This window comes from Sodalis sp. C49 (assembly GCF_046352915.1).
Lineage (GTDB): Bacteria > Pseudomonadota > Gammaproteobacteria > Enterobacterales > Enterobacteriaceae > Acerihabitans.
In genome coordinates, this window is the sequence record NZ_CP163303.1 from 2,539,515 (window position 1) to 2,562,064 (window position 22,550).

21 protein-coding genes are annotated in these 22,550 nt (G+C 58.0%); 13 read left to right on the plus strand and 8 right to left on the minus strand.

The window, feature by feature from the left end; translation table 11 throughout:
* Nucleotides 1–77: 77 nt before the first annotated feature.
* Nucleotides 78–2,543, minus strand: a complete 2,466-nt coding sequence (gene hrpB, locus ABUK12_RS11510) for an ATP-dependent helicase HrpB (protein ID WP_410016378.1) — start codon at nt 2,541–2,543, stop codon at nt 78–80.
* A gap of 125 nt (nt 2,544–2,668) precedes the next feature.
* Between hrpB and thpR the strand changes: the two genes are divergently transcribed.
* From thpR to panD, 9 genes are all read left to right on the plus strand, one after another.
* Nucleotides 2,669–3,196: an RNA 2',3'-cyclic phosphodiesterase gene (gene thpR, locus ABUK12_RS11515; RefSeq protein ID WP_410016379.1), complete on the plus strand. Its 528-nt coding sequence runs from the start codon at nt 2,669–2,671 to the stop codon at nt 3,194–3,196.
* A 44-nt stretch (nt 3,197–3,240) separates the two neighbouring features.
* A complete protein-coding gene (gene sfsA / locus ABUK12_RS11520; RefSeq protein ID WP_410016380.1) occupies nt 3,241–3,948 on the plus strand; it encodes a DNA/RNA nuclease SfsA in 708 nt (235 codons plus the stop codon).
* Between the two features lie 197 nt (nt 3,949–4,145).
* Complete coding sequence (gene dksA / locus ABUK12_RS11525; RefSeq protein WP_162363932.1) at nt 4,146–4,601, plus strand: RNA polymerase-binding protein DksA; 456 nt, start codon at nt 4,146–4,148, stop codon at nt 4,599–4,601.
* Between the two features lie 82 nt (nt 4,602–4,683).
* A complete protein-coding gene (gene gluQRS / locus ABUK12_RS11530) occupies nt 4,684–5,604 on the plus strand; it encodes a tRNA glutamyl-Q(34) synthetase GluQRS (RefSeq protein ID WP_410016381.1) in 921 nt (306 codons plus the stop codon).
* 48 nt (nt 5,605–5,652) lie between these two features.
* On the plus strand, nt 5,653–7,074 hold the full coding sequence (gene pcnB, locus ABUK12_RS11535; protein ID WP_410016618.1) for a polynucleotide adenylyltransferase PcnB: 1,422 nt from the start codon (nt 5,653–5,655) through the stop codon (nt 7,072–7,074).
* Between the two features lie 35 nt (nt 7,075–7,109).
* On the plus strand, nt 7,110–7,616 hold the full coding sequence (gene folK, locus ABUK12_RS11540) for a 2-amino-4-hydroxy-6-hydroxymethyldihydropteridine diphosphokinase (protein ID WP_410016619.1): 507 nt from the start codon (nt 7,110–7,112) through the stop codon (nt 7,614–7,616).
* A gap of 132 nt (nt 7,617–7,748) precedes the next feature.
* Entirely contained in the window at nt 7,749–8,543 is a 795-nt protein-coding gene (gene panB, locus ABUK12_RS11545) for a 3-methyl-2-oxobutanoate hydroxymethyltransferase (RefSeq protein ID WP_410016620.1), read from the plus strand.
* A gap of 15 nt (nt 8,544–8,558) precedes the next feature.
* Nucleotides 8,559–9,413 carry a pantoate--beta-alanine ligase gene (panC, locus tag ABUK12_RS11550; RefSeq protein ID WP_410016382.1) on the plus strand — a complete coding sequence of 285 codons (855 nt, stop codon included), beginning with the start codon at nt 8,559–8,561 and terminating at the stop codon, nt 9,411–9,413.
* Nucleotides 9,414–9,530: 117 nt separating this feature from the next.
* Nucleotides 9,531–9,911: an aspartate 1-decarboxylase gene (gene panD, locus ABUK12_RS11555; RefSeq protein WP_410016383.1), complete on the plus strand. Its 381-nt coding sequence runs from the start codon at nt 9,531–9,533 to the stop codon at nt 9,909–9,911.
* A 49-nt stretch (nt 9,912–9,960) separates the two neighbouring features.
* On the opposite strand, the gene ABUK12_RS11560 is transcribed toward panD, so the two are convergent.
* Together ABUK12_RS11560 and ABUK12_RS11565 are read right to left on the minus strand one after the other, a co-directional pair.
* The gene (locus ABUK12_RS11560) at nt 9,961–10,728 is read right to left on the minus strand and encodes an ABC transporter permease (protein ID WP_410016621.1); all 768 of its coding nucleotides are present in this window, start codon (nt 10,726–10,728) and stop codon (nt 9,961–9,963) included.
* The gene (locus ABUK12_RS11565) at nt 10,728–11,663 is read right to left on the minus strand and encodes an ABC transporter ATP-binding protein (RefSeq protein ID WP_410016384.1); all 936 of its coding nucleotides are present in this window, start codon (nt 11,661–11,663) and stop codon (nt 10,728–10,730) included. The genes ABUK12_RS11560 and ABUK12_RS11565 overlap by 1 nt, the downstream gene beginning before the upstream one ends.
* A gap of 109 nt (nt 11,664–11,772) precedes the next feature.
* Here ABUK12_RS11565 and can point away from each other — a divergent pair, with 109 nt between their 5' ends.
* Nucleotides 11,773–12,429, plus strand: a complete 657-nt coding sequence (gene can, locus ABUK12_RS11570) for a carbonate dehydratase (protein WP_410016385.1) — start codon at nt 11,773–11,775, stop codon at nt 12,427–12,429.
* A gap of 51 nt (nt 12,430–12,480) precedes the next feature.
* Here can and hpt read toward each other — a convergent pair whose 3' ends face one another.
* On the minus strand, nt 12,481–13,014 hold the full coding sequence (hpt, locus tag ABUK12_RS11575; protein WP_410016386.1) for a hypoxanthine phosphoribosyltransferase: 534 nt from the start codon (nt 13,012–13,014) through the stop codon (nt 12,481–12,483).
* A gap of 300 nt (nt 13,015–13,314) precedes the next feature.
* On the opposite strand from hpt, the gene ABUK12_RS11580 reads away from it, so the two are divergent.
* The 3 genes from ABUK12_RS11580 (at nt 13,315) to speD (ending at nt 15,473) form a co-directional block, all read left to right on the plus strand.
* Nucleotides 13,315–13,662, plus strand: a complete 348-nt coding sequence (locus ABUK12_RS11580) for a YacC family pilotin-like protein (protein ID WP_410016387.1) — start codon at nt 13,315–13,317, stop codon at nt 13,660–13,662.
* A 124-nt stretch (nt 13,663–13,786) separates the two neighbouring features.
* Nucleotides 13,787–14,650, plus strand: coding sequence for a polyamine aminopropyltransferase (gene speE, locus ABUK12_RS11585; RefSeq protein WP_410016622.1), 864 nt, complete (start codon nt 13,787–13,789; stop codon nt 14,648–14,650).
* A gap of 28 nt (nt 14,651–14,678) precedes the next feature.
* A complete protein-coding gene (gene speD, locus ABUK12_RS11590; protein WP_410016388.1) occupies nt 14,679–15,473 on the plus strand; it encodes an adenosylmethionine decarboxylase in 795 nt (264 codons plus the stop codon).
* 25 nt (nt 15,474–15,498) lie between these two features.
* Here the strand turns inward: speD and ABUK12_RS11595 are convergent, their stop codons facing one another.
* The 4 genes from ABUK12_RS11595 to acnB all read right to left on the minus strand — a co-directional run bounded on the left by ABUK12_RS11595 (nt 15,499) and on the right by acnB (nt 22,417).
* Nucleotides 15,499–17,283, minus strand: coding sequence for an ankyrin repeat domain-containing protein (locus ABUK12_RS11595; RefSeq protein WP_410016389.1), 1,785 nt, complete (start codon nt 17,281–17,283; stop codon nt 15,499–15,501).
* A gap of 171 nt (nt 17,284–17,454) precedes the next feature.
* Nucleotides 17,455–17,817: a YacL family protein gene (locus ABUK12_RS11600; RefSeq protein ID WP_410016390.1), complete on the minus strand. Its 363-nt coding sequence runs from the start codon at nt 17,815–17,817 to the stop codon at nt 17,455–17,457.
* A 249-nt stretch (nt 17,818–18,066) separates the two neighbouring features.
* Nucleotides 18,067–19,368: an ankyrin repeat domain-containing protein gene (locus ABUK12_RS11605; protein WP_410016391.1), complete on the minus strand. Its 1,302-nt coding sequence runs from the start codon at nt 19,366–19,368 to the stop codon at nt 18,067–18,069.
* Nucleotides 19,369–19,819: 451 nt separating this feature from the next.
* Entirely contained in the window at nt 19,820–22,417 is a 2,598-nt protein-coding gene (gene acnB / locus ABUK12_RS11610) for a bifunctional aconitate hydratase 2/2-methylisocitrate dehydratase (protein WP_410016392.1), read from the minus strand.
* Nucleotides 22,418–22,550 lie beyond the last annotated feature (133 nt).

Sequence of the window (22,550 nt, forward strand, 5' to 3'; positions counted from 1 at the left end):
GATTCTCCATACTTCCGACGGATTCCCCGCCTACTCTGTTCCTCCACCATCTTATCCGGAAGAGGAAACCTCTGAAATCAACCCTGCTGATACTTTTTGGTGCGCCGGGTGGGTACCGCAATGGCCGGATTATCCGGCCAGACATGCTTGGGGTAACGCCCCTTCATTTCTTTTTGCACCTCGCGGTAGGCCCCCTGCCAGAACGCCGCCAGATCGCGGGTAATCTGCAACGGATGCCCGGCGGGCGATAACAACTCCAGCACCAGCGCCACGCGGCCTTCGGCCAGCAGCGGACTGGCCTGCTCGCCGAACATTTCCTGCATCCTTACGGCCAGCACCGGCGGCTCGCCGTGCTGGTAACGCACCGGCAGCCGGCTGCCGGTGGGCACAGTGTAGTGGCTGGGCAGCGCAGTATCCAGTCGTTGACGCAATCGCCAGTCCAGCAGGCGCAATAACGCCTCGCCGAGATTCACCTGGCGCAGGGCGCGCACGTCATGCACGCCCTGCAGGGACGGCTGCAGCCATAGCGGCAGGGCCGCCAGCAGCGCGTCGTCGTCCACCACAGGCCAGTCCGCCTCCGGCAACCAGTCGCGGGCGCACAGCAGGCGCTGGCGCAGCTGCTGCGCCGGGCCGTCCCAGTTGAGCACCGACAGGCCCTGCTCGCCAATCCAGTTGAGCAGCGCCTGCTGCATCACCTCGCCGGAAGGCCTGGCCTGCGGCTGCTCGCGTAACATCAATTGTCCGAGCTGTTCACGCCTGAGCACGCGCAGGCTGCCCTTTTCCTCATCCCAGCGCATGGCGGTGGTGACCGTCAGCCAGTCGGGACGGGCGGCCACCAGCGCGGCGATATCCACCGGCAGCGCCAGCCGGATGGCCGCGTCGGCATTTTGCCCCAGTTGCATCAGCCCCGGCACGATCAGCCATTCAATCGCCGACAGCGCCTCGTCGGGAGCCAGCGCCGCCCCCAGGCCGTTGGCCAGTTGATACCGGCCGGTGGCGTCGCGCCGGCGGGCGATGCGATCGCGAAATCCCCAGGCCAGCAGCGCGGGCGCCAGCGCCGCGTCCGGCCGGCCCCAGCGGGGCGACAGCCGTTTGGCCAGTTGCCTGGCGCGTCGCAGCCAGTGGGACTGCGGGCGCGCGAGCGCATCGCGCATATCGGGCGACCCCGCGCGCGGCGGTTCCTCGATAATGGCCGCCAGCAGCGCGGCCGTCGCCAGGCTATCGTCATCGTCGCGCGCATGGCACAGCATGGCCGCCAGGCGCGGTTCGCAGCCTGCTTGCGCCATTTTGCGCCCCAGGGACGTCAGGCGTTCCGCCCCATCGACGGCATCCAACTGGCGCAGGGTGCGGCGGGCCGCGGCCAGGTTGGGTTCTGGCGGCAGGTCGAGCCAGCAGAGCGTCAGCAGGTCGGTACAGCCCCATTGCAGTAATTCGAGATAAAAACCGCTGAGATCGCTTTGCAGAATTTCCGGCCGGCCGTGTTCCGGCGCGCGTTCCGCCTGCGATTGACTAAAGAGGTGCCAGCACACGCCGGGGGACAGGCGGCCGGCACGGCCGGCGCGCTGCACCATGGACGCCTGGCTGACGCGCTGGGTGACCAGGCGGCTGAGCCCGTTCCTGGCATCGAATTCGCTTACCCGCTCCAGCCCGCTGTCCACCACCAGGCGAATGCCCTCGATCGTCAGGCTGGTCTCGGCGATATTGGTGGCCAGCACCACCTTGCGCCGCCCCGCCGGGGCCGGCCGGATGGCCCGCTGCTGTTCGTCCAGGGTCAGGGCGCCATACAGCGGGCAAAGATCGACCTCCGCCCCGATCCGGGGAGACAGCAAAGCCTGCACGCGGTTGATCTCCCCCACGCCGGGTAAAAACAACAGCAGCGAGCCGGTATGGGATGACAGCATCTCGCTGACCGCCGCGGCAATCGCCTGGACGGGGACGGACTGTGAGGGCAGCGGATGAAAAACCCGCTCCACCGGAAAACTGCGGCCGACGGAACGGATAACCGGCGCGGCGGGCAGAAGCGCCAGCAGGCGCCGGTCGTCCAGGGTGGCGGACATGATAAGCAGCCGCAGATCGGCGCGCAGTCCCTGCTGCACATCCAGCAGCAGCGCCAGCGCCAGATCGGCCTGCAGGCTGCGTTCATGGAATTCATCCAGGATAACCAGGGCGACGCCGGACAGCTCCGGATCCTGCTGCAACATGCGCGTCAGAATGCCTTCGGTCACCACCTCCAGCCGGGTGTGCGGCCCCACGCGGCTTTCGGCGCGCATGCGGTAGCCGACGGTCTGGCCGGGCGTTTCGCCCAGTTGTTCGGCCAGGCGCAGCGCCACGTTTTTGGCGGCCAGCCGCCGTGGCTCCAGCATCAGGATACGCCCGGGCAGGCCGGCGCGCCGCAGGATTTCCAGCGGCAGCCAGGTGGATTTGCCGGCGCCGGTGGGCGCGTGCAGCAGAACCTGCGCGGCGCCTTGCAACGCTTGCAGCAACTCATCGACTACGGCGGCGACCGGTAATGACGTCACGACATCTCCGTTAAAGATTAACATTCAGGGCCGGGCATTGTAGCATCGCTTGATTGAAGAACAGAATCTTCGCCGCGTTTCCCTGGTATCGGCGACCGAGGCCGGCCAGGGGAAACGGTCAATCATCCACGATACCAGCCGGGACCGCCATGACCTCCACCCGTCGCCTGTTTTTTGCCATTGCCCTGCCCGATAGCGTCCGCCAGGCGGTTATCGACTGGCGCGCCGCCCGTTTTCCCTATGAGGCCGGCAGGCCGGTGGCGGCGGCCAACCTGCATATCACCCTGGCGTTCCTGGGCGAGGTGGGCGCCGGCAAAGAACAGGCCCTGCGCGCCGCCGCCATGAGATTGCAACAAAAGCCCTTTACCCTGACCCTGGACGATTGCGGACACTGGCCCGGCTCCGGCGTGGTGTGGCTCGGCATGAAGCGCGCGCCGCGCGGGTTATTGCAGTTGGCGCAGTGGCTGCGCGCGCAGGCGGCCCGCAACGGCTGCTATCAAAGCCCGCTGCCGTACCATCCCCATGTCACGCTGCTGCGCCAGGCCCATCAGGCGGTGGCGCTGCCGTCCAGCACGCCGGGATGGGAAATGGCGGTCGGGAGTTTCGGCCTGTACGCCTCGCTATTTGACAACGGGCGCGCCCGCTATATGCTGCTCGATAGCTGGCCGCTCGCCTGACCTGGCGAGAGGGGGAGACGGCAAAACTCTTATACGGAAATGTCATGCGATTCAGTCCAGAATTAAAATCCGCCCGCCTGGTGCGGCGCTATAAACGTTTCCTGGCGGATGTGGTCACCCCGGAGGGCGAGGAGCTGACTATCCATTGCGCCAACACCGGCGCCATGACCGGCTGCGCCGTGCCCGGGGATACAGTGTGGTATTCGACTTCAGACAACCGTAAACGTCAATATCCGCATAGCTGGGAACTAACTGAAACCGCCGGTGGTCAATGGATAGGAGTGAATACTCTGCGCGCCAACGCCCTGCTGGCGGAGGCGGTGCGCGCCGACGCCGTTCCCGAATTGTCGGGCTATACTACACTTACTGCCGAAGTGCGTTATGGCGTAGAAAATAGTCGGATTGATTGGTTATTAGCAGCGGAAAATCGCGCAAACTGCTATATTGAGGTGAAATCCGTCACATTACTGCAACAGGAGTGGGGGTATTTTCCCGATGCGGTAACGATACGCGGACAAAAACATTTACGAGAACTACAAGCAATGGCAGAAATGGGTCACCGTGCCGTACTGTTTTTTGCGGTGTTGCACTCCGGAATCACCCGGGTGGCGCCCGCCCGGCACATCGACCCCCATTATGCCGATTTAGTATTGCAGGCGCAGCAACATGGCGTGGAAGTATTTTGCTATGGCGCGCAGTTATCCCCGGACGGTATTGTGCTGAAAAATGCTTTACCGTTATTTATTTCGTAGGCGGCTTTTCTGGAAAAAAAGGATAAATCATCCCGTTTTTCCTTAGTTTAACCGCCCGCCAGATACGCCTTTCTTCACACTCTTGTCAAGTAGGCGTCAGGAATAATTGCCAACCTCAACGTCATCTGTTATTTATAGCGGCCTGTTTTTTTCCCCACGTTGGGGATCGATAGTGCGTGTTATGAAGGAGAAGCAACATGCAAGAAGGGCAAGACCGTAAGACATCCTCCTTGAGCATTCTCGCCATCGCCGGGGTGGAACCGTACCAGCAGAAACCGGGCGAGGAGTATATGAATGCGGCCCAGTTGCTGCATTTCAAGCGCATCCTCGACGCATGGCGCAACCAGCTCAGAGATGAAGTGGGTCGTACCGTTTCGCATATGCAGGATGAAGCGGCCAACTTCCCGGATCCCGTGGACCGGGCCGCGCAGGAAGAGGAATTCAGCCTTGAACTGCGTAACCGCGATCGGGAACGAAAATTGATCAAGAAGATCGAAAAAACGCTGAAGAAAGTAGAAGACAAAGATTTCGGCTTCTGCGACTCATGCGGCGTGGAAATCGGCATTCGCCGCCTGGAAGCGCGGCCGACCGCTGATTTATGCATTGATTGCAAGACCTTGGCTGAAATCCGCGAAAAGCAGATGGCAGGGTAAAATCAATCCAGATTGCCGCGATGTCGCCCATGGAACGGACCACGGCATCGCGGTAACTGTACGGATTCGCCTTTCCTGAGTTATGGCTGCGCACAGCACCTACATGGGGCGTTTTGCCCCCTCGCCTTCAGGCGCCTTGCATTTTGGCTCGCTTGTCGCGGCCCTGGGGAGTTTTCTCCAGGCCCGCGCCTCGCATGGGCAGTGGCGAGTGCGTATCGAAGATATCGATCCTCCCCGCGAAGTCCCCGGCGCCGCCGATACCATTTTACGCCAGTTGGCCCATTACGGCCTGCACTGGGACGGACCCGTATGCTTCCAATCCCAACGCCACGCGGCTTACCTTGACGTCCTGGCGGATTTGCGCGCGCGCGGGCTAAGCTATCATTGCCGCTGCACCCGCGCCCGCATTCAGGAACTGGGCGGCATTTACGACGGTCATTGCCGCACGCTCGGCCTGCCGGCGCAAAATGCCGCCATCCGCCTGCGCCAGATAGCCCCCGAGTCACATTTCCATGACCGTTTGCGCGGTGATATCTACGCCGACCCCGATCTGGCCCGGGAAGATTTTATTATCCGCCGCCGCGACGGTCTGTTTGCCTACAATCTGGCGGTCGTGGTGGACGACGCGGCGCTCGGCGTGACCGAAATCGTGCGCGGGGCCGATTTAATCGAGCCTACCGTGCGGCAATTGGCACTCTACCGTCAATTAGGTTATAAAGAACCGGAATATATTCATTTACCGCTGGCGTTGACGCCCACGGGCGCCAAATTATCCAAGCAGAATCATGCGCCGCCGTTGCCGCAGGGGGACCCCCGGCCAACGCTTGCCGACGCATTAGTTTTTTTAAATCAACCGGTAGCGCAAGGGTGGCGGGATTTGACCCTTGAGAGTATGTTAGACTGGGCTATTATGCATTGGTCCCTGGCATCCATACCGATTTCGCCATCGGGCACGACATGCGCCCCAGACGTTCTCAAAACACCCGGGGTGAGCTATGATTAGCCGCTGTTTTTTGTTGCTCCCGTTTATTTGTTACTATTGAGGTGTACTATTTTTACCCGAGTAGCCAACTTCTGCCGTAAGGTGCTGAGCCGGGAAACCGTGGCGGCGGCACCAGAGGATAGACGCCCTTTGACGATTATCCCGCGCGACCAGCACACCATCTCCCGTAAAGAGATCAGTGAAAATGCACTGAAAGTGCTTTACCGCTTGAATAAAGCGGGATACGAGGCCTATCTGGTCGGCGGCGGCGTGCGCGACCTGCTGTTGGGTAGAAAACCGAAGGATTTCGACATTACCACCGATGCCACCCCCGAACAGATGCGCAAGTTATTTCGCAACTGCCGTCTGGTGGGCCGGCGTTTTCGCCTCGCCCATGTCATGTTCGGACCGGAAATCATCGAAGTGGCGACCTTTCGCGGCCATCATCTGACCCACGTGCCCGATGACGTTGATGCCGGGTCGGCGGTGCAGGCCCCCGCCGCCGCGCTGCAAGGACAAAACGGCATGCTGCTGCGCGACAATATCTTCGGCTCCATCGAGGAAGACGCCCAGCGCCGCGATTTCACCATCAACAGCCTCTATTACAGCGTGGCCGACTTTACGCTGCGCGACTATACCGGCGGCCTGCGCGATTTGCAGGAAGGCGTGGTGCGCCTGATTGGCGATCCGGAAACGCGCTACCGCGAGGATCCGGTGCGCATGCTGCGGGCGGTGCGTTTTGCCGCCAAGCTGAACATGACCGTCGATGCGGCCACCGCCGAGCCGATCCCGCGCCTGGCGTCGTTGCTGCGCGATATCCCGGCGGCCAGGCTGTTCGAGGAATCGCTTAAACTGCTGCAGGCCGGTTACGGCGAACCGACCTACCGCCTGCTGTGCGAATATCAGCTGTTCCAGCCCATGTTTCCGCTCATCAGCCGCAACTTCACCGAACAGGGTGACAGTTTTATGGAGCAGATGGTCACCCAGGTACTGAAAAACACCGATCATCGCATCCAGAACGACATGCGGGTCAATCCCGCATTCCTGTTCTCCGCCATGCTGTGGTATCCCCTGCTCGAACAGGCGCAGAAGCTGACGCAGGAAGGAGGCCTGGCCTATTTCGACGCGTTTTCGCTGGCGCTGAACGATATTCTTGACGAACAGTGCCGCTCGCTCGCCATTCCCAAACGCCTGACCACGCTGATGCGCGATATCTGGCAGCTGCAGCTGCGCCTGTCGCGCCGCCAGGGCAAACGCGCCTTCAAGCTGATGGAGCATCCAAAATTCCGCGCGGCCTTCGATCTGCTGGCGCTGCGCGCCGACGTCGAAAACAGCGCCGAATTGCAACGGCTGACCCAATGGTGGCGCGAGTTCCAGGAAGCCGCGCCGCCGCGGCAGAAGTCCCTGCTCACCACCCTTGACGACGACGCCACCGCCCGTCCGCGTCCGCGCCGTCCGCGCCGCCGCACGCCGCATCGCGATCCGGCTTAACCATGGCTGGCGCAGCGCCGCTGTCCGGCGTGCCGATGACGCGAGTCTGGCTGGCTATCGGCAGCAACCTGGCGGATCCGCTTGACCAGGTTAACGCCGCGCTGGACGCCCTCGCCCAATTGCCGCAAACCCGGCTGAACGCCTGCTCCTCTTTTTACCGCAGCCGGCCGCTGGGACCGCAGGACCAGCCCGATTACCTCAACGCCGTCGTCGCCCTTGACACCGCGCTCACGCCGGAACAGCTGCTCGATCACACCCAGCGCATCGAACGGCGGCAGGGGCGGGTGCGCAAAGCCGACCGCTGGGGGCCGCGCACGCTCGATCTGGATATCCTGCTGTTCGGCGGCCTGCGGCTTCATACCGCCCGGCTGACGGTGCCGCACTATGATATGAAGCACCGTGAATTCGTGCTTTATCCCCTGGCGGAGCTCGCCCCCGACCTGGTATTGCCCGACGGCGAGGCGCTGGCGGACCTGCTGGCGCGCACCGGGCGCAACGGCCTGGAATTCTGGGATAATGAACACCGGGCGCGCCGCTGGTAAGCTCCCATTCTCCGCGCATCCCCCCATTGCCGCACGTTTTGCTCAGACAATACTATCTCCTGTCCCCGCCTTCATTTAGAATAACGCGCCACTTCATTTCAATTATGCGTTACCGGCCTGACCGAGGTTATGATGAAACCGACCACCATTTCGCATCTGCGCGCCTGGAAACAGCAGCAACGCAAGTTCGCCACCCTGACCGCCTATGACGCCAGCTTTGCCCGCCTGTTTGAGCAAGAAGGCATTCAGGTAATGCTGGTGGGCGACTCTCTGGGCATGACCATGCAGGGCCAGACTTCCACGCTGCCGGTGACGGTGGAAGAGATTGCCTACCATACCCGGTGCGTGCGCCGCGGCGCGCCCCAGTGCCTGCTGCTCGCGGATTTGCCGTTCATGTCCTATGCGACGGCGGCGCAGGCCTTTGACAGCGCCGCCGTGCTGATGCGTGCCGGCGCCAATATGGTCAAGCTGGAGGGCGGCGGCTGGCTGGCTGACGCCGTGCGCGGTTTGACCGAACGGGCGGTGCCGGTGTGCGGCCACCTGGGATTGACGCCGCAATCGGTGAATATCTTCGGCGGGTATAAAGTGCAGGGCCGCGACAGCGACAGCGCGGAACGGTTATTACAGGACGCGCTGACGCTTGAGCAGGCCGGCGCGCAGCTGCTGGTGCTGGAATGCGTGCCCGTGGCGCTCGCGCAGCGGGTCACCGAGGCGCTGGCCATACCGGTGATCGGCATCGGCGCGGGCAATGTCACCGACGGGCAAATCCTGGTGATGCAGGACGCGTTGGGCATTACCGGCCAAGGGACGCCAAAATTCGTCAAGAATTTCCTGGCCCAGGCAGGTGATATCCGCCCGGCGGTGCGTTTATATATCGAAGAGGTCGAGCAGGGTATTTTCCCCGGCCTGGAACACAGTTTTCAATAACGACAGGAGATAGGCGTGTTGATTATCGAAACCCCGCCGAAACTGCGTCAGGCTGTTAAGCAGTGGCGGCAGGAAGGTAAACGTATTGCGTTGGTGCCGACCATGGGGAATCTGCACGATGGGCATATGTCCCTGGTGGATGAAGCCCGCGCCCGTGCCGATATTGTTATCGTCAGTATCTTCGTCAATCCGATGCAATTCGATCGCCCCGAAGATCTCACGGCGTACCCGCGCACGCTGCAGGAAGATTGCGAAAAGCTGACCCGGCGCGGCGTTGATACGGTGTTTGCGCCGGCGGCGGCGGTGATTTATCCGGACGGACTCGCCAGCCAGACGTTTGTGGATGTGCCGCGTTTTTCCGCTATTCTGGAAGGCGCCATCCGCCCGGGCCATTTCCGCGGCGTAGCCACCATTGTCAGTAAGCTGTTTAACCTGGTGCAGCCGGATATCGCCTGTTTCGGCCAGAAGGATTACCAGCAGCTGGCGCTGATACGCCAAATGGTGAAGGATATGGGCTATGACATCGAGATAGTCGGCGTACCGACGGTGCGCGCCGCCGACGGCCTGGCGCTAAGCTCGCGCAACGGCTATCTCACCGCCGGGGAGCGCCAGATAGCGCCCCGGTTGCACAGCGTGCTGGAACAGCTTATCGGGCAGATGAAAAACGGCGAACGCCAAACCGATACCCTGCTGCAACAGGCGGCGGAACGGCTGCGCCAGGCCGGCCTGCAGCCGGATGCCCTGGATATTCGCGACGCCGATACCTTGCAGCCGCTCACGGTGGACAGCGCGCGCGCGGTGGTGCTGTTTTCCGCCTGGCTGGGCAAGGCGCGTTTAATTGACAACGCCCAGGTGGATTTAACGTTGTAATGGGGCAGCACTCAGGCCTGTGGACAGCCGGGAGGCTATCGTCAATACTGGCGTGGATGTCCCAAGGCGATTTTGCGTTTTCACTCCCCGGCGGGGAAAGTACAAAGGTTTAACGTTATGCAACGCACCATGCTAAGAGGTAAGCTGCACCGGGTCCACGTGACCCAGGCGGATTTGCACTATGAAGGCTCCTGCGCCATCGATCAGGACTTTCTGGAAGCGGCGGGTATCCTGGAGTATGAGGCTATCGATATCTACAACGTCGACAACGGCCAGCGGTTTTCCACCTACGCCATCGCCGCCGAGCGCGGCTCGCGCATTATTTCCGTCAACGGCGCGGCCGCCCGCTGCGCCTGCGTCGGCGATTTGCTGATCATTTGCGCCTACGTGCAGATGCCGGATGAAGAGGCGCGCGGCCATCGGCCTCTGGTGGCCTATTTCGACGACCAGAACCAGCTGAAACGCACCGCCAAGGCGGTACCGGTACAGGTGGCCTGACGCCGCCCGGCGGCGCATCCTCTGGCAAAAATGCGCCGCCGTCCTTTACCTATGTCCGCAGCCCGCTGCCGCGCTGGATCAAATACCAGCACCAGGCATAAAACACCACGATAAACACCACCAGCACCGACAGCGTAAACGCCAGCGGCACGTCGCTGATGCCCAGAAAACCGAAACGAAAGCCGCTTATCATATAGACGACGGGGTTGAGCTTGGATATGGCCTGCCATATGGGCGGCAACAGCGTCAGGGAATAAAACACCCCGCCCAGGTAGGTCAGCGGCGTCAGCACAAAGGTCGGGATCAGGCTGATATCGTCAAAGCTTTTGGCAAACACCGCGTTCAGCAGGCCGGCCAGCGAGAACAGCACCGCCGTCAAAATAAGCGTCACCGCCACCACCCACCATGAATGCACATGGAAAGGCACGAAAAACAACGAAATCGCGGTAACCAAAATGCCGACGCAAATACCGCGCGCCACCCCGCCGCCCACGTAACCGGCGATGATGATATGGGTGGGCACCGGCGCCACCAGCAGTTCCTCGATATTGCGCTGGAACTTGGCGCTGAAGAACGAGGAGGCCACATTGGTATAGGCATTGGTAATCACCGCCATCATAATCAGGCCCGGCACGATAAATTGCATATACGAAAAGCCATGCATTTCGCCGATGCGCGATCCGATAAGATTGCCGAAAATAATAAAATACAATGCCATGGTAATCACCGGCGGCACCAGCGTCTGGATCCAGATCCGGCCGAAGCGGTTTATTTCCTTACGCCAGATACTCTTTAAGGCGATCCAATAAAGATGCATCATAATTTGGCCCTCCTGCTGGCCCGGTCGTCTTTTACCAGCGTGACAAACAGCTCTTCCAGCCGGTTGGCTTTATTACGCATACTCAACACCTGCACCCCCTGGGAGCTGAGCTGGCCGAACAAACTGTTCAGCCCCTGTTCCCGCATCACCTCCACTTCCAGGGTGCTGGTGTCCAGCAGCTGATGGCGATACCCCTGTAATTGCGGCAACGGGCTCTTGGCCGCCAGATCGAGAATAAAGGTTTCTGATTTCAGCTTGGACAGCAGCAGCCGCATAGACGTATTTTCCACCAGTTCGCCGCTTTGGATAATGCCGATATTGCGACACAGCATTTCCGCTTCTTCCAGATAATGGGTGGTCAGGATGATGGTGGTGCCGCTGCCGTTCAAATCGCGCAGGAAACCCCACATCGAACGCCTGAGCTCGATATCCACGCCGGCGGTGGGTTCATCGAGGATGAGCAGCTTAGGCTCGTGCATCAGGGCGCGGGCGATCATCAGGCGGCGTTTCATCCCGCCGGAAAGCATGCGCGCGCGCTCGTCGCGCTTGGTCCATAAATCCAGCTGATTGAGGTATTTCTCGGCGCGCTGCTCCGCCACTTTGCGTTCCACGCCGTAATAACCGGCCTGGTGCACCACAATCTGCCAGACGGTTTCAAACGGATTAAAATTAAATTCCTGCGGTACCAGGCCCAGCTGGCGTTTGGCATTCACAATATCTTTATCGATGTCGTAGCCGAATACGCGCGCCTTGCCGGAGGTTTTATTGACCAGCGCGCTGATGATGCCGATGGTGGTGGACTTACCCGCGCCATTGGGTCCCAGCAACGCATAAAAGTCCCCCGCTTCCACATTAAGGTCTATCCCTTTTAGCGCCTGTACGCCTCCTGCGTAGGTCTTGGTCAACTTCTCCAACTCCAATGCATATGTCATAGATAACGACTTACCTTATTCTCAATGGATGTGACGAACTGATTTAAAAAAACGCACGGTTGACCTATATTAACGCATCGCACTACGTCGTTACGGGCTAAAAACCACAATGAAAGACATCACGGACCTTATCAGCAACAACCAAACCTGGTCTAAGCATCTCAAAGAAGAAGACCCGGGTTTCTTCGAGCGTCTGGCGCTGGCCCAGAAGCCGCGATTCCTTTGGATAGGCTGTTCCGATAGCCGGGTGCCGGCGGAGAGGCTGACCGGCCTGGAGCCGGGGGAGCTGTTTGTGCACCGCAACGTGGCCAACCTGGTTATCCATACCGATCTCAACTGCCTGTCGGTGGTGCAGTACGCCGTGGACGTACTGGAAGTCGAGCATATTATTATCTGCGGCCATTACGGATGCGGCGGCGTACAGGCCGCCATCGACAATCCGGAACTGGGATTGATCGACAACTGGCTGCTGCATATCCGCGATTTGTGGTACAAGCATAGCTCAATGCTGGGGGAGCTTCATCCCGAGGATCGCCTCAACACCTTATGTGAAATCAACGTTATCGAGCAGGTCTACAACCTGGGGCACTCCACCATTATGCGCTCGGCCTGGAAACGCGGCCAGAAGGTGCAGCTGCACGGCTGGGTATACAGCATACACGACGGCCTGCTGCGTAATATGGACGTCTCCGCCACCAGCCGGGAGACGCTGGAACAGCGCTACCGCCAGGGCATCGCCACGCTTTTGCAACAGCACGGCAAATAGCCGGCTACCCGTGCGTCATCCCTGAGACCGCCAAGGACCGCCGCCTGGCGGTCAATCCTGACGCACGACCTTGCCGACAAAAGGCAAATGCCGGTAGCGCTGCGCGTAATCGATACCGTATCCCACCACGAACTCGTCGGGGATGGCAAAGCCCACCCACTCCACCGGCACCTGCACCTCGCGGCGATCCGGCTTATCAAGCAAGGTGCAGATAGCCAGGGATTTCGGCTGGCGCAGTTGCAGGATCTCGCGCACTTTACTTAGCGTGTTGCCGGAATCAATGATATCTTCCACGATCAGCACATCCTTGCCGCGGATATCCTCATCAAGATCCTTCAAAATCTTAACGTCGCGCGTGCTGCTCATGCCGCTGCCATAGCTGGAGGCGGTCATGAAATCCACTTCATGCGGCACCGTCACGGCGCGGCAAAGGTCGGCCATAAACATAAAAGAGCCGCGCAACAGGCCGACCAGGACCATCTCACTGCCGCTGTCGCGGTAATGCAGGCTGATATCATGGCCAAGCTGCGCGACCCGGTCAGCGATTTCCCCGGCGGAAATCATGACGTCCACGGTGTGTTTCATAGCGGGATCACATTACAGAAAGTTGAAAAGAGGCGAATTTTAGCATAACCGCCAGGCGCATGCGATGCGCGGACACAAGGTTTGCACGGCTCTTCGTGCCCGCCCTTCCCGCTCAAGCCCACCGCGCGTATCAGCAATCTTAGCGGTTTTACCCACCGCGCGCGGGACAATCCGCCAGGTTTGCTCCATACTTTCATCAAGCGGTTTTCACCGCCAAAAATGCGGCTACAGAATAAAACTTAGGGCGAAAATCATTAAATATGATAACGTCAACCTATAACGAATGATTCAGGTTTTCACATGAAATACACCCTATTGGTGACGCTGTTGCTCGGGCTGCTGGGTTTTTCAACCGCGTCACAAGCCTTATCCGAACCCGAAGCCGAAGACATGGCCGATTTAACCGCCGTGTTTGTTTATCTGAAGAACAACTGTGGTTATACCGACATGCCCAATGAACAAATCCGGCGTGCCATCCTGATTTTTGCCCAACAAAACCGTTGGGACCTCAGCAACTATGCCAGTTTCGACATGCGCGCCCTGGGAGAAGACAGCTATCGCGATCTTAGCGGCATCGCCATTCCCACGCCGAAGAAATGCGAAAGCCTGGCGACAAATTCCCTTAGTTTGCTCGCCTACGCAAAATAAAGAGTTTTAAATCCTGTTTGTGTGAAAATCATCCGTGCAAGGTGGGGCGGAGTTAGCTATTATGTTGCGCCGTTTTCTCATGGCGGTTTTCGCCGAGGGTTAGCTCAACATGTCACATCCCAACATGCCACAACACGACATCTGGTACGAAACGCTGCATGATAATTTCGGGCAGTATTTTCACGTGGACGCTATCTTGTACCGGGAAAAAACCGCGCATCAGGATCTGGTGATTTTCGCCAACGCCGCGTTTGGCCGCGTTATGGCGCTGGACGGCGTGGTGCAAACCACCGAACGCGATGAATTTATCTATCACGAAATGATGGCCCACGTACCGCTTATCGCCCACGGCAACGCCCGCAAGGTGCTGATTATCGGCGGCGGCGACGGCGGCATGCTGCGTGAAGTCTGCCGGCACCCCGGCGTAGAAAGCGTGACCATGGTGGAAATCGACGCCGGCGTCGTCACCTTCTGCCGGCAATATCTGCCGGGGCACAACGCCGGCTCGTTCGACGATCCGCGTTTTCATCTGGTTATCGACGACGGCGTGAATTTTGTCGGCGCCACCGACGACACCTTTGATGTGATCATCTCCGACTGCACCGATCCTATCGGGCCGGGATCGAGCCTGTTTACGTCTGATTTTTATCAGGGCTGCGCGCGGTGCCTGAATGAAGGCGGCATTTTTGTCGCCCAAAACGGGGTGTGTTTTTTACAGCAGGACGAAGCGGTACACAGCCACCGCAAACTCAGCCATTACTTCAGCGATGTCAGCTTCTACCAGGCGGCGATACCGACCTACTACGGCGGTTTGATGACCTTCGCCTGGGCCAGTCAGGACCCGGCGCTGCGCCAGCTGGACGCCGCCACGCTGAAGGCGCGCTTCTCCGCTGCGAAATTAGAATGTCGCTATTATAATGCAGCTATTCATCACGGCAGCTTTGCCCTGCCGCAGTATTTACTCAATGCCTTGTCGTCAGCACGCTGAGACGCAAGCCATAAGGGGGTGAACTCAATTGCAGAAGTTAAAACTACACGGCTTTAATAATTTAACCAAGAGCCTGGGTTTTTGTATTTACGATATTTGTTATGCCAAAACGGCGGACGACCGTGATGGATATATCGCTTACATTGACGAACAATATAATGCCAATCGCCTGACTGAGATCCTGAGCGATACCTGCGCGATGATCGGCGCCAACATCCTGCACATCGCGCGGCAGGACTATGAACCCCAAGGCGCAAGCGTCACCATTTTGGTCAGCGAAGATCCTATCGATCCGCTCAGCATCGATAAATCGGAGCACCCGGGGCCGTTGCCGGAATTGGTGGTGGCGCACCTGGATAAAAGCCATATCTGCGTGCATACCTATCCGGAAAGCCATCCGGAAGGCGGCCTTTGCACGTTCCGCGCCGATATTGAAGTTTCAACCTGTGGCGTGATTTCGCCGTTGAAGGCGCTCAATTACCTGATACATCAATTAGAATCGGATATAGTTACCATGGATTATCGGGTGAGAGGCTTTACCCGGGATATCAATGGCATAAAACATTATATTGATCATGAAATCAATTCAATACAGAACTTTCTATCGAAAGATATGAAGGCGCAGTATCACATGATGGACGTCAATATCTATCAGGAAAATATTTTCCATACCAAGATGATGCTGAAGGATTTTGATTTAAAGCATTATCTGTTCAATGCCAGGCCGGAAGATCTGAGCCCCAGCGAACGCAAGGAGATCACGGACCTGCTGTATAAAGAAATGCGGGAAATTTATTACGGACGCAACCTGCCGGTGGTATGACCCGCCGGTAGGTGTTCGGACCGGCTCAGGCTTCGTAGCCGGAATATTCCTCCCTACCTGCGCTCTCCGGAGCCCCTGCCGCCAGCAATTTAATCACCGCCCTATGGCCATAACAGCGGGCATAATCCATGGCGGTCTGGCAATGGCTATCGGCTATTGCGCCGTTGGCGCCGTGCGCAATCAGCAGCCGGACAATATCGACATGTCCCCGCGCAGCGGCAATGCTAAGCGCCGTCCTGCCATCACAGCCGATATCATTGACGTTAAGATTCCGGTCCAGCAGTGACCTGACAATGTCGCTATCACCATAGCGCGCCGCATACATCAGGCTGGTATAGCCGAAAGCGTTTTTGATAAAGGGGTCGGCGCCGCGTTCCAACAAGACATTAATGATCGCGGCATCGCCGCGCTGCAAAGCAAATGCCAGCGCCGTGTCACCATAGATATCGCCGGCATTGATATTGCAGGGTTGACGCGAAAGGGTAGCTAAAATGACGTCATTGACATTGACGGCGGCATACATCAGCGCCGTGCGATTTAGACAATCCGTCAGGGAAACATCGGCCTGGTGTTCGATAAGTCTTTTGATGATATCTTCACAGGAGGCATGAGCCGCCAACATCAAAGGCGTGGTGCCTAAATTATCCTGCGCATTCACATTGGCGCCATTGCTTATCAATATTTTTACTATTGTTTCCTGATGCTGTCCAATGGCATGCATTAAAGGTGTAAACCCCCTCCTATCCGTCATGTCAGGGCGGATATTTTTATTAAGCAAATGAATCATTATACTTGGCCGACCATAAATGGCGGCATATATCATAGCGTCGTGGCCCAGGTAATCGCTTTGCAAAGGGTCGGCACCCTGTGACAGTAATAAATAAAAAAGTTGCTCAGTATTATATTGAATAGATATCATCAGCGCCGAGGCGCCCATCAAATTAACGGCGTTGATGTCGGCGTGATAATCCAATAAATAACCTACTATCTTATCGTTGCCGGTCATGGTGGCCAACATCATGGCGGTCAACCCCTGTTTGGTTTTAGCATCTGGATTGGCCCCGTTTGCCAGCAACAGGCGTACCACAGGTATTTGATTGTGAGAAATCGCATACATCAGCGGCGTTATACCCTCGCAGTCAGGTCTATTGATGATTTCCGCACCGGCATGACTCAGGAACAAGCGGACCAAGGCCTCATCGCCGCAGAGGCAGGCATGACACAACGCCCGCCTTAACAGACCATGCCAAATCTCGGGGTTGACGCCATGGTTATCCATGTCCGCGATAATATCCGCCCTGCCCAGATAGGCCGCCGCCACGAGCACACTCAGGCTTTTTTCCTGGCGATGCTCCCCCCCCAAGGCCGGCAAGGTCCCCTCCACAGGCGGGAATATGGGAGAGGGTTGGCCGGTCAACGGCGTTATGCGGGCAATATTGACCTGATGGCCGCGGTGCTGCACACCGGGCGGCGCCGTGGGTTGGCCAAGCCTGTTTTTTTTGGCGGGCGAGTGGTCAGGCACGCATGGCGTTTGCGCCGTCACGGCGCAAGAAACGGCGGGCGCCGCCGGCGCCACGACGGCGGGACGTTTTAGACCGCCGTCGTGGCAAAGGTTAAGCGGATGTGCGCCATCATTACCGGCAGGAGGGTTTGTTACTGTGTGTACGTTGACAGACAAATTAACACAGGCGGAAAGCTTCTTTAATTTTGTCCAATATGCTTTTTCTGGCATTTCGCCATCAGCAGAATCATATGTTCCTTCCAAGTGAGCTTGATTAATTTCACCTGAATTAATTGAGTTAGAATTCATAGCGACACCTGATGATCATTTTTTCATCGCCATCATGTCATAGGCACACTATTTTTTGAATTTCACTACTCGTTGCCATGGCGGATAATCTGGGAATAACTTTTATCGTTACGTTCTTATTTATAAATAAAACAAACGACGTCGCAGCCGGATCGGATGATACCCAGCGGGTTAGCGGGACAGACTAAAATCGCGATAATGCCGTAAAACCTGCAAAAAATCATCGGTCCCGCATAACGACAGGCTTTCTTCATCATAATAATTCATGCCTTCCTCCAGTTCGTCGTTCACAAAGGCAAGTTCATTGGCGCGGATTATCACCTCATCGCCATCGGTCCAGAAAGTGTACTCATGCCCGACGCATTGCCAACTGTCCTGGCCGCCGGCCAACCGCTTGATATGCCCCTCCACCTCGTCCAATAACACGAGATTGCCCTTGACCTCTTCGTTAAGCCAATGTCCCACGGCTTCATGCCCCATGGAAAAGGTCACTCTTACCTGACCGGTGATATCCCGTTGAAATGCGTAATCCATAGCCGTCCGCCCATACTCAGCCAATTGCGGGAGATGGCAGATAATTTCTGCGCAGGCCCGTACAGTAACGGTTATTTTACCCGTTTACCGGCATAAGATCGTTAGCTATGTTGTGTTTTACCGCGCTCGTGAGCGTTAAAGGGCGGAGAATGACGCGCCGGCCCGCCCTTCAGCCACATCGCCAGGTATAAACCATTGGTATAACCCGTTTGGCCGCGAACAAAAACCTATCCCTGAAAAAAGCCACAGCTACTGGAAAAATAACTGGCTCAAACGCTTTATTTTATTGATTAAATTAGCAAACCTTATGCCGTTAATGCCGGAGGGACCCGCGGCGCCGGACGTCGCGGCACTATGATGTTGCAGCAACGCCATGACCGGCGTATGACCGCGCCGCGCGGCGTAAAATAATGCGTCCCGGCCGTTATTATCAACGAGCGTAGCGTTCGCGCCGCGTAGCAATAGCGCATTGACCGTCACCTTGGCGCCGCGTTCGGCGCTTTGCATCAGCGCCGTACGGCCAATGGCGTTAACTTCGTTAATATCCGTCCGGTTTGCCAGCAGGGCATCGATCAATTTCAAATCGTCTTTTTTCGCCGCCATCATAAAAGGGGTCAGCGGTTCCGCGGGCCGGTCTGGAATATCGTCGCTTATGCCGGGCCTGGCCGGGGTATGGGGCAGCCCGGTTTGCGGTACAATGCCGGGGGAGCGTCCGCGCGGGCGCAGGATAGTCTGCGGCGGCGCAGGCGCGCTGGTGGTCGGCGGCTTGCGACGGGTGGTCTCGACAGCGGCCGTCGCCGGCGCCGCGTCATTACTCTGATACGCTTGCGTCAATAGCGTAATCATATCCAGCTGATGCATGGCCCTTGCGGAATCCATGGCCGTCGAACCGGTATTGTCGGTTTCATTGACATCCGCGCCTTGCGTCAGCAAAAAAGCGGCAATGCGCATATCACAGGCGCGTGAAGCCACCAAAAATACGCTCTCGCCACGGTTATTCAGCAACCAAAGGTCCGCGCCTGCAGCGAATATCGCCATAAAATGATCATAAAGATTCAAGCGCGCGGCATACATCAGGGCGGTGTTGCCCTTAAAATCACTGGCGTCATAATCGATGCCTCTGTCCAGAAGCAGCCGGGTGACTGAAATATCACTCTCGGCGAATTCTTCAGAAAGCATTAACGCCGTCATCCCCACCCAGCATGCATTGATCTGAGCGCCGGCATCCAGTAATATTTCCACCACTGCACTTTGGTTATTAACCGTGGCGACATGTATCGGCAACATCCCTTTATGCGGCCATCTGATTGCGGCTATTTCAACGCTTACCCCTTGCGATATAAACGTTTTGACCACTTCGCCCATGCCCACGCTGGCCGCATAAATTAACGGTACTTCTCCGTACGGATTATTATTGGCGAGCGCCAGGGCTGCTTCCAACTCGGTTTCTCTTTTCTGCTTACGCCCTCTTGCGGCATAATGCCCGGCATACATAATTTTATCTTTGCGGGCTAATACTATTTCCGCCATCGCGTCAGGATCCAGCGGCATAGCGGAGGTCGCTTCATGGTGATCATTTCCGGGCGTCGCGCAAGGTGGCGCGTCCGGCAGAGTAAAAGGAAAAGAGACCGGCAGGTTTTGCAAGGAAATTGCAGAATGGGAAACATTTTTCAAAATATTCCCTATTCGATTAACGCCGGTATAACTTTGTGCGGAATTATCGCCCGGCGCGCAATTTGCGCCGTTCGCTAATAAACAAGGATAAACGCCTGCATTCATAGAGAGACCTCCGTGCCTTGCACTTTATCGGGTAAATCAAAAGTGACATAAAATATAAACCCTATTTGCCCACTTTAGAATTGCGGTGGTTGTTTCACATAGCTTACGTTGAAAATTTAAAGTCGCTTCTGCTTTTCAACCCTAAAAAAACGGCCAGCCGCAATGGCTGGCCGTGGGATCGAAGCGCCGGGGGTTACGTTTGCGTATCCCAGGCATTACCCAGTTACACCGCCGTCTGGAAAATCACCTCGTCGGCTTTGTCGGTATACTCCGTCAACCGGTCAAAGTTCAGGTAGCGATACGTATCGGCAGCGGTTTTATCCACCAGAGCAATGGCCTGCAAATATTCCTCCACCGTTGGTAAACGTCCCAGCAGCGCGGTTACCGCCGCCAGTTCCGCCGAAGCCAGGTAGACATCCGCGCCGTTGCCCAATCGGTTGGGGAAGTTGCGGGTAGAGGTGGAAACCACCGTCGCGCCTTCGGCCACACGCGCCTGGTTGCCCATGCACAATGAGCAGCCGGGGATCTCGACGCGCGCCCCGCTTTTACCGAAGATGCTGTAATAGCCTTCTTCCGTTAACTGGGCGGCATCCATTTTGGTCGGCGGCGCCACCCACAGACGGGTCGGCAGCTGGCCTTTGTGCTGGTCAAGCAATTTACCCGCCGCGCGGAAGTGGCCGATGTTGGTCATGCAGGAGCCGATAAACACTTCGTCGATTTTATTGCCGGCCACCTCGGAGAGCAGACGGGCATCGTCCGGGTCGTTCGGCGCGCACAGGATCGGTTGGTTGATATCCGCCAGATCGATTTCAATCACGGCGGCATATTCCGCGTCGGCATCCGCCGCCAGCAGATGAGGATCGGCCAGCCAGCTTTCCATGCCCTTGATGCGGCGCTCCAGGGTGCGGCGATCGCCGTAGCCTTCGGTTATCATCCACTTCAGCAGCACAATATTGGAACTGAGGTATTCGACGATCGGCGCCTGATCCAATTTGATGGTACAACCCGCCGCCGAACGTTCCGCCGAGGCGTCCGCCAGTTCAAACGCCTGTTCCACCTTCAGCTCCGGCAGGCCCTCGATTTCCAAAATACGGCCGGAGAAGATGTTCTTCTTGCCCTTCTTTTCCACCGTCAGCAGTCCCTGCTGAATGGCATAATACGGAATGGCGTGCACCAGATCGCGCAGCGTGATGCCGGGCTGCATCTTCCCCTTGAAACGCACCAGGACCGATTCCGGCATATCCAGCGGCATGACGCCGGTGGCGGCGGCAAACGCCACCAGGCCGGAACCCGCCGGGAACGAAATGCCGATGGGGAAGCGGGTATGGGAATCGCCGCCGGTGCCGACGGTGTCGGGCAATAGCATACGGTTCAGCCAGGAGTGGATAATACCGTCGCCGGGGCGCAGCGAAACGCCGCCGCGGTTCATGATAAAGTCCGGCAGGGTATGGTGGGTCTCCACATCCACCGGTTTCGGATAGGCGGCGGTATGGCAAAACGACTGCATAACCAGATCGGCGGAGAAGCCCAGGCAGGCCAGATCCTTCAGCTCATCGCGGGTCATCGGGCCGGTGGTATCCTGCGAGCCGACGGAGGTCATTTTAGGCTCGCAATACTGGCCGGGGCGGATGCCCTCCACGCCGCAGGCGCGGCCGACCATTTTCTGCGCCAGGGTAAATCCCTTGTCGCTGGCGACCACGGCCCGGGCATGGCGGAATATTTCGCTGGGCGGCAGGCCCAGGGATTCACGGGCGCGCGCGGTCAATCCACGGCCGATGATAAGCGGAATGCGGCCGCCGGCGCGCACTTCGTCCACCAGCACCTCGGTATTGAGCGCGAAGGTGGCCAGCAGCCGGTCGGTATCATGGGCGCGAATCTCCCCCTTGAACGGATAGATATCAATCACGTCGCCCATGTTCAGCTCGGAGACATCAACCTCGATGGGCAGCGCGCCCGAGTCTTCCATGGTATTAAAGAAAATCGGCGCAATCTTGCTGCCCAGCACCACGCCGCCGCCCCGCTTATTCGGCACGTAAGGCAGGTCGTCGCCCATATACCACAGCACCGAGTTGGTGGCGGATTTGCGCGAGGAGCCGGTGCCGACCACATCGCCCACATAGGCCAGCGGGAAGCCTTTCTGGTTCAGCGCTTCAATTTGTTTGATAGGTCCGACGCTGCCGGGCTGATCGGGATCGATACCGTCGCGGGCATTTTTCAGCATCGCCAGGGCGTGCAGCGGAATATCCGGCCGGGACCAGGCATCGGGCGCCGGCGACAGGTCATCGGTATTGGTTTCACCGGTGACTTTAAATACCGTCACGGTGATTTTTTCCGCGAGCGCAGGGCGCGACAGGAACCATTCGGCGTCGGCCCAGGCCCGCATCACCCGCTGAGCGTGGACATTGCCGGCCCTGGCCTTGGCTTCAACATCAAAAAAGCTGTCAAACATCAGCAGCATGTGTTTCAACGCATCGGCAGCAATCGGCGCCAGGGTCTCGCTATCCAGCGCGTCAACCAACGGCTGGATATTGTATCCGCCCTGCATGGTGCCGAGCAATTCAACCGCCCGGGCGGGCGTAAGCAGCGGAGAGTGCGCGTCGCCTTTGGCGACGGCGGCCAGGAAACCGGCCTTGACATAGGCCGCTTCGTCTACGCCTGGGGGAACACGGTTAGTTAACAGATCCAGTAAAAAATTTTCTTCGCCGGTCGGCGGATTTTTCAGCAGTGTCACCAGCGCCGCCATTTGCGCAGCGTCAAGAGGTTTTGGCACAATCCCCTGGGCAGCACGTTCGGCCACGTGCTTACGGTAGTCTTCTAGCACGACGATCTCCTCGCTTTAATAAGTCATTGCTCACTTTTATTGCTCTCGGCAGTCTAACAGAATTTGACCGTACTGTTAATTTGTTTACAACTAAGCAACATAATTTTTAGCTGAAACGTTAAGGCTATGGCGC